Here is a 12747-nt window from a genome sequence, read left to right on the forward strand (position 1 = left end):
ATAAACTGCTGCTGTAGTTGCTCAGCCCGCTGCTGCATACCTAACTCTTCTGCAGCACCTATTAACTGCTGCAGTATAATCATGTTTGTCTGGATCTCTGTATCAAACAAAGCTCCCTTAGCAAAATAGTAGTCGAGGGACTTTGCTGAACTCTTCGCCATCGACTCAAGCACTTCTTTAGCTTTGGCTTCTTCACCTACCGCAGCTAGCAAAGGTATGAATTGCGGGGTGTAGTAGTCATATGGCACCGACTCTGCCGGGAACACTTCAAAGCTACGATTGATCACCTCCTTAGCACGCTTCACATTACCATCTTCCAAATAGGCTATCGCTAGTTTTGCGAACTTATCACGGGCATTTGCAGAGAAACGGAGATAATTGTCATCATAGAAAATATCCGGGTTATCAAAGTTTCGGAAGCTGAACTTGTTCATCAGGTTATCATACATCACCTCCTTGTTCACATAGCCCTGTTGGTCTTCATCTGCAGTTTTTACAGGCACCACACGATAGGCTAATCCATCTAACTGAAAGTAATTAGACAAACCAATAAAGTCAGCACTGTTTACAGTAGTTGAAAAATAAATCGGACGTTTCCAGTTATTAGTTGCCAGTAAGTCAAGCATTACAAGATGCTTCTTCTCTAATATAGATTTGTTTATCGTCCATTGCATACGGTCCACTATTTCATCCTCCTTATACTCTGGCACAAAGTTCATGCTATCAACTTTTGCTTTATCTACATTAAGTGAGAAATTTTTGGTAGGGAAAGTAAGTAGTGTTGTACCCTGGCCATACTGCACCTGTAAAGCCGGATGATTCTGCTTTACCAAGCTTATGAACTGCTCAAGGTCTATACCGGCGGCAACCTGTGGGCGCTCCACGTAAGGCAGGTAATCATTTGTACCCTGACGGTAATTTTCCATACCAAGCGTGAGCGGCCAAGGATCTGATTCATATGATTGCTGCTTCATCTGATCGATGTACCAGTCCGTGTTAAGATAGCTCAATACAGCTACACGCACATCGGTACGATACCCTTCCACCTCCTGCGCATACCACAGTGGGAACGTGTCGTTATCGCCATTCGTAAACAGTATACCGTTTGGCGCTACAGAATCCAGCAGGTTTTTAGCAGAATCAACTGACTGGTAACGGTCTGAACGATCATGATCATCCCAACCTTCAACTGCCATTATTCCAGGAATGGCAAGACCAACAACTGTGGCTACTGCAGCCCTTACATTGGTGCTTTTGAGGAATTTACTTAGCAATTCTCCCAGCCCGACTACACCAAGTCCTATCCAGATACTAAAGGCATAAAAGGATCCGGCAAAAGTATAGTCGCGTTCGCGAGGCTCCACGGGTGGTTGGTTCAGGTATAATGCAATCGCAATACCCGTAAAGAAGAACAAAAGACCTATCACAAAAGCATTCTTCTCATCCTTACGCACCTGGTAAATCAGCCCCAGTATCCCCAACAGCAAAGGCAGCAAATAGAAGCTGTTACGCGCTTCACTCTCAAGCACTCGCTCTGGTGCGTTGGGATCATCTTTCCCAAACCACAGTACGCCAGCGTTCTGCACATCACTTTCCCGCCCGACAAAATTCCATAAAAAGTAGCGCCAGTACATGTGGCCCAGCTGATAACGGAACATGAAGCTAAGATTTTGTCCAAAGGTTGGCGCTTGCCCCTCACGCAGATCAACCCACTTCTTATACTCATCTATATGCTGTGGCTGATCGCTGTAAATTCGAGGCAGCAGAGTTTTATCTTTACTATCATAAACAGGTTCAATTTTGCGGCCTGTCTCAATGTACCGGTCTTTGCCTTTTACATAGCGTGGTGCACCCTGTTCCTGGTCTACTGGTTGAGCATTGTACTGGGGCCCATACAGTAAAGGCCTATCTCCGTACTGCTCACGTTTCAGGTAAGCAACAAAGGTTAGAATATCATCCGGATCATTCTCATCTATCGTTGGTTCATAAGAGGAACGTATAGGAATCATCATATAAGATGAATATCCGATAAGGACGAAAATAAAGCTCAAGATAGCTGTGTTGAGCACCCGTCTGTTATGTTTGATCGAGTACCGCAGGCCAATTACAATCGCAATAATTAACAGGAGAACGAAAGTGATCACACCTGAGCCAAAGGGCAGACCCAACGAGTTAACAAAGAACACCTCGAAGCTACCAGCTACCGTTGGCAAACCAGGTATTACACCCCACAAGATAGCAACTACGATAATTGCACTGATAGCGAAAGCTATCACGCCTCCCCAAAAGGTTGGCTTATACAAACGGAAGTAGTAAATAAAGGCTAAAGCCGGAATCGTGACTAGGTTCAATAAGTGAGCTCCAATAGACAGACCTACCAGGTAGGCGATTAGAACTAACCACTTATCTGAATGCGCCTCCCCTACTTTTGCTTCCCAACGTAATATTGCCCAGAAAACAATTGCTGTAAAAAAGGACGACATAGCATATACTTCGGCCTCTACTGCTGAAAACCAGGCAGAATCAGAAAAGGTATAAGCCAGCGCTCCTACCACACCACTTCCCATAATCAAAAGAACATTTCCTTTTGTTGGCATGGCACCTTCCTTAATCAGGAGTTTTTTGGCAAGTATGGTGATCGTCCAAAACAAAAACAACACCGTAAACGAACTACTCAAGGCCGACAGCAAATTAACCCACCACGCCACCTGAGTAGGATCACTGGCGAACATGGAGAAAATACGCCCTACGAGCAGATAGAAAGGAGCTCCAGGAGGGTGCGGAACGAGTAATTTGTACGAGGTGGCAATAAACTCACCTGCATCCCAAAAGCTGGCAGTTGGTTCCAGCGTTAACACATACACTGTAGTCGCGATAAGGAACACGACCCAGCCCACGAGGTTATTTATCTTACGATAATCCGTCATAGCTTTAATTGATTCAGCCCCGAAAATACTAAATAATGTAACGCGGCTTTAAAATTTTAGCATTTTAAATAAAAAAGCCGGCTATAAAACCGGCTTTCTATATCTGATATAGCCTATAGCTACTATTTCTGAAGGACAAGACGCTTTGTTTCCACTGTTTTGTCGTTCACCAGCAGACTGTAAAAGTAAATACCTGATGGCAGGCTGGTCATATTCAACTCCACTTCCAGTTTCTCAGCTGGCATCAATTCATTCACATACAGAACTTTTCCGATGGTATTGGAGATTCTGATCTTATAGTTCTCATTTGCACCCGGAAGGCTAAGAGAAAGCCTTGTTATGCCCTTAGAAGGGTTGGGATATGCGTTGATAGAAGGCATTGCCTTTATATTACGTGATGGCGCTATAGAAGCCAGGCTCACCGTATTATTAACGAAAACTCCCTTGCTTGTCTTATTCTCAACTACATGGAATGCCTGACTAACAGCCGAAGCATATATCTTTGAACAAGAATGCTCCTCTTCATTTTTCACAAAAGCAGGGCGTGCATTCTGAGCAGACACACTCAGTTGCGCCCCCTTCTCTTGAATTAACTTCCAGGTTGTGGTACCACCTTTGTAAACTGGTGCCACTCCAGCTGCAGAACTGTTAGCATTTGCTGCAAACCCCAGCAAATGAGAAGTGATAAGGGTGGCTATAAAAAATAGTTTCGTAAAATTCTTCATAAGGTCGTCTCAAAATAAACTTGTACTTCACTTCGACATACAAGAGCCAAATATACCTTATAATGACTGAAGTTTAAATATAATTTCTAAAATATTTGTAAATAAACCAGATACAGCGGCAAGGCAGCTCAGGAGTACTTATTTCAAAAACAATGCCTGATCTCTCAAAAAAAGAATTATTGCTCTTGCAAACTAATTCCGGTTTACTAAAACAAGTGAAGAAGCTACCTCACAAAAGCAATTATTACCAGAACAAAAGTAACTTTTGCAAGAGTCTAATAAAACGTTTATAACACAGGCCATTCTTTCCTGCCAGAAGGCGCAACCATATACCTTACATCAAGGTTTATATTACTACAGATACACTTGCTCTTACTACTATGAAATCGTTATACTTGCTACTGCTAACCTTATTGCTTTGCGTTGAGGTTAGTCATGCACAAACCTATAACGGGAACGGCCAGGTTTCCTTTTCAGCCGGCGCCCCGCTTGACCTTATAAAAGGCACATCTTCAGAAATAATCGGCAGTATTGATTTAAAGTCAGGTAAACTTCAATTTGAAATTCCTGTTAAGTCCTTTCAGTTTCCAAATTCCCTCATGCAGGAGCGCTTCAACGATAAATATATGGAAAGCAATCGCTACGCAAGAGCGACTTTCAATGGTAAGTTATTGAACTACACGTTGGGTAAAACTAAAGAGGTTACGGCTCAGGGAGTGCTCACAATACACGGAGTTTCTAAACGAAGAACCATCAAAGGTACTTTGGTAGAAAAAGGAAACAAGCTCATTCTTCAGTCTGCATTTATTGTTAGCACCAAAGATCATCACATTGAGTCCCCGAAGCTAACAAATGCCTATATGGCAGAAAGCATTGATGTAAGGCTTGAGATGCATTTACTACCTACTGATCCTGCCGTTGGAGCAGTTACCCTTAATCAGAAGCGGCGGACTAAATAACGTAGGAGATTTCTTTGAAGGCAAAGTAACGCACCTCCCCGTTTACCTCTACAGCCAGCCGGCCATCTTCTCCAACTCCCAGGATCTGCCCCTTCACCAGCTTGTTGTCTACAGAGAAAAAATGCTCTTCCTGGTACCTGTACAATGATTGGAGGTATTCATATTTCAATTTAGCAGTCTTCCCGTTCCGCAACTCCAGGTATCGCTTCTCAAGCAATTCCAGCAACCTTAAAGTAACTTTCTCCAGATCTAAGCTGTTTCCTAATATTTTAGCCAAAGAGGTTGCCGTTGTATAACCAAACTGAAGCTGGTTCACATTTAAACCAATCCCAACAATACTGTGTTGTAAAGTCAGGCTATTAATAGCATTTTCTATTAAAATCCCGCCAAGTTTCCTATCTTGAAAGAATAAATCGTTGGGCCACTTAACCTGCGCCTGTTTTGCACCAAACTCATGCAGCAGGTCCAGCACTGCCAATGACACGGCCATATTAAGATAGAACTGGTGCTTGACTGCTAAGAATTTCGGTGACAGTACAACAGAAAGTGTTATATTTTTGCCTGGCTCGGCCTCCCAGGTGTTGCCCCGCTGACCTCGTCCTGCCGTTTGTTGTGCAGTGACTACCGTGCAGCCCTCTGTGGCTTCATTTTTGATAAGAAGTTGCTGGGCCTCAGAATTTGTAGAAGAGCAGGCAGGCAGAAAGTATAGCTGCTGGCCTATAAACAGCGTATTAGGCACCATAGATTAACTAAGAATTTAATACTTTTGTACATCAAATTTAAGTATAGCAGATGAAAGAAACCAAGGGCGATGCTAATTCAGACATATTGGCAGAACTTGTAGTAAAAGGAATGCAGGAGAAAAAAGCCTCCGATATAGTAATAATAAACCTAAAGTCACTTAAAAACGCTGTATCTGATTACTTCGTAATAGCGTCAGCTACCTCCGACACACAGTTAGACGCCATAGCCACTTCGATTGAAGAAGAAGTGTTTAAAGCCATCAAACAAAATCCGTGGCAGAGTGAAGGTCGCATAAATAAGGAATGGGTGCTACTTGATTATGTAGATGTTGTAGCACATATATTTTTAAAAGATAAGCGGGAATTTTATGCACTGGAAGAGCTATGGGGCGACGCCAGCATCAAACACGTAGACACTGTTTAACAAATTAAGCCGTAGCTAAACTTTTGGTGTTAGCCAGTGTTTCCAATTAACTGAAACTAAACTTCAATGGCAGATAAAAATAAAGGTAACAAAAAGAAAAAGCCAATGATCCCGAACACGCCTCCGCGCCCAACTATGCAGTTGTGGATGCTGGCGGTGCTGATTCTGCTGATCTTCGGATTGACCTATCTTAACAAAAGCAACTCCTCTGTAGAAACTACTCAGCAAGAGTTTGAGGAGATGCTACTTAGTGGCGATGTAAAGAAACTGAACATCGTAAATGGCAAAACAGTAGAGGTGTTTCTGAAAGAAGAAGCACTGAACAATGATAAGTATCAACAGGAACTGGATAATCGCGGCTTGGTTACCGTGGATTCTGGTCCACAGTACCACTTCCAGGTTATTTCTGCTGAGTCTTTTAAAGAAGACCTGGAAGAACTTCAAAAGGATGTTCCAAAAGACCAACGCATAGGCTATAGCCTTGTAGACCGTACAGGCTTTGGTGATTTCTTCCTGCAGTGGGGCTTCCTGATACTTCTTGTTTTTGGTTTTTGGTTCCTGATGCGCCGCGTAACATCCGGTGGTGCTGGTGGACAGATCTTTAACATTGGCAAATCTAAAGCTGCCCTGTTCGACGCTGAAAATAAGGTAAAAATCACATTTAAGGATGTGGCAGGCCTTGAAGAAGCAAAAGAAGAGGTGCAGGAAATTGTGGAGTTCCTGAAGAACCCATCCAAATTCACTGTTCTTGGTGGTAAAATACCAAAAGGTGCTTTGCTGGTAGGACCTCCGGGAACAGGTAAAACATTGCTCGCAAAAGCTGTGGCAGGTGAGGCCGATGTGCCTTTCTTCTCACTGTCTGGTTCCGATTTCGTGGAGATGTTCGTAGGTGTGGGTGCTGCACGTGTTCGAGACTTGTTCAAACAAGCCAAAGCCAAGGCACCCTGTATCATCTTTATTGATGAGATTGATGCCATTGGTCGTCACCGTAGCCGTGGTGCTACGCCAGGTGGTAATGATGAGCGTGAGAACACCCTGAACTCCCTGCTTGTGGAGATGGATGGTTTTGCAACTGACTCAGGTGTAATTATACTTGCAGCCACTAACCGCCCAGACACGCTTGACTCTGCTTTACTACGACCTGGCCGTTTCGACCGCCAGATCAGTATAGACAAGCCAGACATCAACGGGCGTACTGAAATATTTGAAGTGCACCTAAAGCCACTAACTCTGGCGTCTGATGTAGATGCAAGAAAACTGGCTGCTCAGACACCCGGTTTTGCCGGTGCCGAAATTGCCAATGTTTGTAACGAGGCCGCCCTTATTGCAGCCCGTCGTAATAAGAAAGCTGTAGATCAGCAGGATTTCAACGATGCTGTTGACCGTGTGATCGGTGGTTTGGAGAAGAAGAACAAGATAATCTCTCCTGAAGAGAAGAAAATTGTTGCTTACCACGAAGCTGGCCACGCTATTGCAGGATGGTTCTTAGAACATGCTGATCCGTTGGTAAAAGTAAGTATTGTACCTCGTGGTGTTGCCGCTCTGGGTTATGCGCAGTACCTGCCAAAAGAGCAGTTCCTTTATACTACTGAGCAGTTAATAGATGAGATGTGTATGGCCCTCGGTGGTCGTGCCGCTGAAGAAATCATATTTGGCAAGATTTCCACAGGAGCATTAAGTGACCTGGAGCGAATCACCAAGATGGCTTATAGTATTGTAACCATGTACGGCATGAACTCCAAGATTGGCAATGTTTCGTTTTACGACTCCAAGCAAACGGATATGGCCTTTAATAAACCATATTCTGAAGCTACTGCCGAAACTATTGATGAGGAGGTGCGCAAGATCATTGACTCTGCCTACCAGCGTACAAAAAGCCTGCTAAAAGACAAATACAACGAACTGGAAATTGTTGCCAAGGAACTACTGGAGAAAGAGATTTTATTCCAGAGTGACCTGGAGCGTTTAGTTGGTAAGCGTCCTTTTGAGGCACTTACTACATACCAGGCGCACACAGCAGGAACAGACCGTAGCCAGACAAAAAGTGAAGTGGAGCAGGGCCACCCTGTGGAAGAAGGGCTTACAGAGCATCCTGAACAAACAGAGGGAAGCGTACCCGGCACTCCACTTGGCAATGGAAGTTCACCCGAAAGAGATAACGTAAACTCACGAACAGCTTGATAGAACAGGCATGTACGAAGCAAAGTCAAAAGAAATAGTATTGAGAAGAGTAAGAGAGGCGCTGGCTAAGTCGGCGCCTTTTCTGCCTCCTACCCCGGATTTCACCTCACCATTACACGCTCCGGTACCTACTGAAGACATGTCGGTGATTTTTGCAGAAAACTTTATCCGGAACGCCGGAGTATTTGTGTACTGCGATAATGAGGAGGATTTTTTTGATCAGCTTTTCATTTATAAGAAAGAGCAGAACCTGCAGCATATATATGTGTGGGAGCCTGTACTGCAAAATGCCTTACACCATGCCGGCATAGAATTCTCCGCTGATCAGGAAAATTTTGTACGCGATGCTGAAGCCAGCCTGACAACATGCGAGGCACTTATTACCCGCACAGGCAGTATAATGGTTAGCTCATCAAACGCAGGCGGAAGACGCTTAAGCATTTATCCTGCTACACATATGGTTATTGCTAAGGCGAGCCAGTTGGTAACAGATATAAAGGATGGCCTGCAGCGTGTGCGGAACAAGTACAAGGAGAACTTTCCTTCTATGTTGTCAATGGTAAGCGGACCAAGCCGTACCGCCGATATAGAAAAAACATTGGTAATGGGTGCTCATGGCCCTAAGCAGCTCGTACTTTTCCTGATAGATGACCTTCCACATTAATGAACTGGAACCAGGTAAGAAAGTGTACTTCGCCTCCGACTTTCATTTAGGAGTACCTGATGCCAAAACCAGTAAAGAAAGAGAAAAAAAGATTGTCAGGTGGCTGGAGATGGCGCGGCACGATGCTGCTGCTATTTTGCTTTTAGGCGATATCTTCGACTTCTGGTTTGAATACAAACACGCTATACCAAAGGGCTTTGCCAGACTTCAGGGTAAGTTGGCGGAACTAACCGATGCGGGTATTCCTGTGCTTTTTTTCACAGGGAACCACGACATGTGGATGTTTGACTATTTTACAGAGGAACTTAATATTCCTATACTTAGAGATCCCATCTCAACCAGCATAGGAGGTAAAACCTTCTACATTGGCCACGGAGATGGCCTTGGCCCCGGCGACCATACTTATAAAGTACTGAAAAAGGTGTTTAACAATAAAGCCTGCCAGTGGTTGTTTGCCCGTTTACATCCTAACCTCGGAATTGGAGTTGCGAACATGTGGTCCCGCAGAAGCCGCATCAGTAACATCAAAAAAGATGAGTCTTTTCTGGGAGATGAAGAATGGCTGGTTCAGTATTGCCATGAAGTACAGGAGAAGAAGCATCATGATTACTACATATTCGGACACAGGCACCTGCCTCTAGATGTACCCATTGGTACAAATAGCCGCTACTTAAACCTTGGAGAATGGGTCAGTTTTTGCACTTATGGAGTCTATGATGGAGAGAAACTAAAGCTGGAAACATTTGAAGCCTAAACCACTCATACTAATACTTTTGCTCACGTTGTTGTTTACAGCAACTCAGGCTCAGGATTTCCCCCTGCTTGTGCCGAAGCTGGAGTATAGTCATAGTGTTGCGCTTAGTTCCCCCACTACCATTTCCAAAGATCGTAGTGGCAACATTTACTTTCTCGGTCTAAACAGCAATCTGCTCCGCCTCGATCCGCTAGGTCGTCCATTAGGAAACTACTCTCCACCTGTTCGGGGGCGCATTAGCATCATCGATGCATGGAATCCTATGAAGGTCATGGTTTTCTACCGGGATAGACAGGAAGTGCTTCTCTTGGACAGGTTCTTACGCCCTATCATCAGCACTGATCTCACAGACATCAACTACCAGGGTACTGCAAAAGTAGCCTCTCTTGCATCAGATGATAGCTTCTGGTTGTTTGATGAAACAAACCTGGTGCTAAGCAAATTAGATTTGCAGCTCAGAAAGACTGTTGTAGAAACTCCCTTAAATCTGATACTGGACAGAGAACGGTTTGACGTAAAGCAGTTAAGGGAGTATCAAAACATGGTGTACATGCTGGATGCCAATGGGGTATTTGTGTTTGACAACCTTGGGAATTACAAAAAGAAACTTCTCCTCCCCGGCTTGAGCTACATAGGCTTCCACAACAACGATATGTATTTCATTCAGGAAGGTGAACTTCATTTCCTAGACCTCTATTCCTCAGAAAGAAGATCTTATGCATTGCCCAAAACCAAAGCATTTGTTTCAGCCTTGGTTGGTGAGGGATTTTTATACTTAATCACACCTAAAACAGTAGAAGTATATAACTGGCTACAGTAGCCTCTAGTCGGCTCCTGAAAACACCTTCAGTCCAACTACCCCGGCAATGATCAGCAATAAGCAAATGATGCGGATCAGATCACGAGACTCGTCAAGAAAAACAATTCCGAGTATAGCGGTACCCGCCGCGCCAATTCCTGTCCAGATTCCATAAGCCGTACCTAAAGGCAACTCTTTCATAGCCTGTGCAAGTAGCACAAAACTCAATATCATAACTATAACGGTTATGACACTCACACCCAGTTTTGTAAAACCCTCGCTGTACTTAAGCCCAAAGGCCCAGCCAATTTCACAAAGCCCTGCCAAAACCAGGTATACCCATGCTGTTTTCATATCTTACTATTATTAGCTGAAGCAGGCATCAACATTTCAAATTGTCCCAGGAAACGCTTAAAATGGCGCCTCTTAACAAAATGTATAAAATCTGATGCTGTGTTGTCTATGTTAATTATTAATAAATGCGGAACCTCCACTAATTTTACAACTTCACGAAGCAGAGCCGTACCTATACCAGCTCCGCGGTAACTTCTATGCACACCAAGCTGAGCAACAGATCCACTTTTAGGATAAAAAGCAACATACCCACAAGTATTCTTATCCTTGTCACGAGCCTCCAGAATCATAGCATCTTCTTTACTTCGCTTCACGGCATCTACTGAATTCTGCCAGGTGGGCACCATGTCCCACCACTCCTGATATATATTCCATGCCGGCTTCAATGCTGTTACAATGGTTATATCTTCAGGTGCCTCCACACTCAGTAACAGTTCTTCTTTAGAAGACTTGAAGCAGTCAAGGGATCGGGTTACAGTCATTCCAGCACTTTCATAACTTTTTATAGCTGGAGTATTTTCCTGTATCACCTCCAGAATACATTGTTCTACCCCACTTTCCTGTAACTTGTGCACCAAGAAAGCATAGAGTCTGCGTGTAAGCTGTTGATTCCGGTATGCAGGCAAAACACCTGTTCCCCCATTATAAGCAGTTGGTTTACCTAACCATTCTCCTAAACCAGTAATGATGAAACCAACCATTTCATCCCCATCAAAAGCTGCGACACAAAACTCAGGCATAACACCCTCCCTCTTCCGCTTTGCTTTAAACTGCTCCTCATTTAGCTGAATCGGCACCAAGTAATCTGCAAAAGCTTTAAGAAACGTTTTGTGCAGCAACGGCATCTCATGTTCTGTTAGGGTAGTTAAATAAAGTTGACGCATATAATTTTATTTTTAACCCTTAAATGTAGGAAAGTTCTGCAAGGGAATAAAGAGGTTCTGGTTGGAGTAAAGCATACATTCATAACTAGTTGCAGCACTAAGTCGTTATAAATTGTATTTCGCCGGCAATGTATCCGGCCGTTCCTAAACTCTAACATTATAAAACTATGAAAGCACTAGTATTTCACAAGATCAACGATGTGAGCGTTGATACCGTTGATGACCCTCGGATCGAGGATCCACGTGATGCTGTTATTCGTGTTACCTCTACCGCTATCTGCGGCTCCGACCTTCATATTCTTGATGGGTTCATTCCTCAAATGAAGGATATGGTTGTAGGCCACGAATTTATGGGTATAGTAGAAGAAGTGGGTCCTGCTGTTAAAAATCTAAAAGTAGGTGACCGCGTGGTGGTTCCTTTTCCCATAGCCTGTGGCACCTGCTTCTTCTGTAACCACCAATGGCCTACCCAGTGCGAAAACTCAAATAAAAACTATGGCCCCGACGGTGCTTTCTTATCACAGAAAGGAGCCGCTTTGTTCGGGTACACTGATCTGTACGGCGGCTACCGAGGAGGTCAGGCAGAATATGTACGTGTGCCCTATGCTGATTATGGTCCTCGCATTGTACCCGATGAACTGACAGATGAGCAAGTACTTTTTCTTACCGATATTTTCCCAACAGGTTGGGCTGCTGCCGATTGGGGAAGAATAAAAGGCGGTGAAACAGTAGCCATATTTGGAGCTGGCCCTGTTGGTATCATGGCAGCTAAATCTGCCTGGTTGATGGGCGCGGGAAGGGTGGTAAACGTAGACGTTCAACAGTACCGCTTAGACATGGTTAAGAAATCTGCTAACTCCGAAACAATTCTTTGGAGGAATCAGGACCAGGTAGTAGAAGAGATTCGCAGCATGACAGAAGGCCGCGGAGCAGATGTTTGTATTGATGCTGTAGGCATGGAAGCAGACCGCAGCTTCTTTGATAAAGCAAAAGCTGTATTTAACATGGAGAAAGGTACGCCAAAGGTACTCGAGACATGCTTAAGGGCAGTTAGAAGAGCAGGCATTGTAAGCGTGGTTGGTGTTTATGGGTCAGCTTTCGATAACTTCCCAATCTACAGATGGTTTGATAAAGGAGTTACGTTAATGGGAACACAGGCGCCTGTACATACTTATATTGATCACCTGATGAAGCTTGTACAGGAAGGCAAAGTAACTTTGCACGATATCATTACGCACACCTTGCCTCTGGAGCAGGCTCCGTACGGCTATGAGATTTTTAAGCATAAAAAAGATAACTGTGTTAAAGTAGTTTTAAAGCCGTAAAAGAGAAA

General features: G+C 44.0%; 12 protein-coding genes. 7 read left to right on the forward strand and 5 right to left on the reverse strand.

What is annotated here, in order from left to right:
* Both ACFSRY_RS20010 and ACFSRY_RS20015 read right to left on the reverse strand, forming a co-directional pair.
* On the reverse strand, nucleotides 1–2927 hold a 2927-nt coding region (locus ACFSRY_RS20010; RefSeq protein WP_377512451.1), incomplete at its 3' end, for a glycosyltransferase family 117 protein.
* 122 nt (nucleotides 2928–3049) lie between these two features.
* Nucleotides 3050–3652 carry a T9SS type A sorting domain-containing protein gene (locus tag ACFSRY_RS20015; protein ID WP_377512454.1) on the reverse strand — a complete coding sequence of 201 codons (603 nt, stop codon included), beginning with the start codon at nucleotides 3650–3652 and terminating at the stop codon, nucleotides 3050–3052.
* A gap of 380 nt (nucleotides 3653–4032) precedes the next feature.
* On the opposite strand from ACFSRY_RS20015, the gene ACFSRY_RS20020 reads away from it, so the two are divergent.
* The gene (locus tag ACFSRY_RS20020; RefSeq protein WP_377512457.1) at nucleotides 4033–4611 is read left to right on the forward strand and encodes a YceI family protein; all 579 of its coding nucleotides are present in this window, start codon (nucleotides 4033–4035) and stop codon (nucleotides 4609–4611) included.
* Here ACFSRY_RS20020 and ACFSRY_RS20025 read toward each other — a convergent pair.
* The gene (locus tag ACFSRY_RS20025; protein ID WP_377512460.1) at nucleotides 4604–5353 is read right to left on the reverse strand and encodes a biotin--[acetyl-CoA-carboxylase] ligase; all 750 of its coding nucleotides are present in this window, start codon (nucleotides 5351–5353) and stop codon (nucleotides 4604–4606) included. The two genes, ACFSRY_RS20020 and ACFSRY_RS20025, sit on opposite strands and share 8 nt — an antisense overlap.
* A gap of 50 nt (nucleotides 5354–5403) precedes the next feature.
* On the opposite strand from ACFSRY_RS20025, the gene rsfS reads away from it, so the two are divergent.
* From rsfS to ACFSRY_RS20050, 5 genes are all read left to right on the forward strand, one after another.
* Nucleotides 5404–5778 (forward strand): ribosome silencing factor, encoded by a 375-nt coding sequence (rsfS, locus tag ACFSRY_RS20030; protein ID WP_377512463.1) that lies wholly within the window; start codon nucleotides 5404–5406, stop codon nucleotides 5776–5778.
* A 66-nt stretch (nucleotides 5779–5844) separates the two neighbouring features.
* Nucleotides 5845–7959, forward strand: a complete 2115-nt coding sequence (gene ftsH / locus ACFSRY_RS20035; protein ID WP_377512466.1) for an ATP-dependent zinc metalloprotease FtsH — start codon at nucleotides 5845–5847, stop codon at nucleotides 7957–7959.
* 10 nt (nucleotides 7960–7969) lie between these two features.
* Nucleotides 7970–8623, forward strand: a complete 654-nt coding sequence (locus ACFSRY_RS20040) for a LutC/YkgG family protein (protein WP_377512469.1) — start codon at nucleotides 7970–7972, stop codon at nucleotides 8621–8623.
* The gene (locus ACFSRY_RS20045) at nucleotides 8607–9377 is read left to right on the forward strand and encodes a UDP-2,3-diacylglucosamine diphosphatase (RefSeq protein WP_377512472.1); all 771 of its coding nucleotides are present in this window, start codon (nucleotides 8607–8609) and stop codon (nucleotides 9375–9377) included. The genes ACFSRY_RS20040 and ACFSRY_RS20045 overlap by 17 nt, the downstream gene beginning before the upstream one ends.
* Nucleotides 9367–10197 carry a hypothetical protein gene (locus ACFSRY_RS20050; RefSeq protein WP_377512475.1) on the forward strand — a complete coding sequence of 277 codons (831 nt, stop codon included), beginning with the start codon at nucleotides 9367–9369 and terminating at the stop codon, nucleotides 10195–10197. Before ACFSRY_RS20045 ends, ACFSRY_RS20050 begins: the two co-directional genes overlap by 11 nt.
* A 3-nt stretch (nucleotides 10198–10200) precedes the next feature.
* On the opposite strand, the gene sugE is transcribed toward ACFSRY_RS20050, so the two are convergent.
* Both sugE and ACFSRY_RS20060 read right to left on the reverse strand, forming a co-directional pair.
* Complete coding sequence (sugE, locus tag ACFSRY_RS20055; RefSeq protein WP_377512478.1) at nucleotides 10201–10530, reverse strand: quaternary ammonium compound efflux SMR transporter SugE; 330 nt, start codon at nucleotides 10528–10530, stop codon at nucleotides 10201–10203.
* Complete coding sequence (locus ACFSRY_RS20060) at nucleotides 10527–11414, reverse strand: GNAT family N-acetyltransferase (protein ID WP_377512481.1); 888 nt, start codon at nucleotides 11412–11414, stop codon at nucleotides 10527–10529. The genes sugE and ACFSRY_RS20060 overlap by 4 nt, the downstream gene beginning before the upstream one ends.
* A 167-nt stretch (nucleotides 11415–11581) precedes the next feature.
* Between ACFSRY_RS20060 and ACFSRY_RS20065 the strand changes: the two genes are divergently transcribed.
* A complete protein-coding gene (locus tag ACFSRY_RS20065) occupies nucleotides 11582–12739 on the forward strand; it encodes a zinc-dependent alcohol dehydrogenase (RefSeq protein WP_377512484.1) in 1158 nt (385 codons plus the stop codon).
* Nucleotides 12740–12747 lie beyond the last annotated feature (8 nt).

The organism is Pontibacter locisalis (genome assembly GCF_042684605.1).
In the GTDB taxonomy this organism is placed as follows: Bacteria; Bacteroidota; Bacteroidia; order Cytophagales; family Hymenobacteraceae; genus Pontibacter; species Pontibacter locisalis.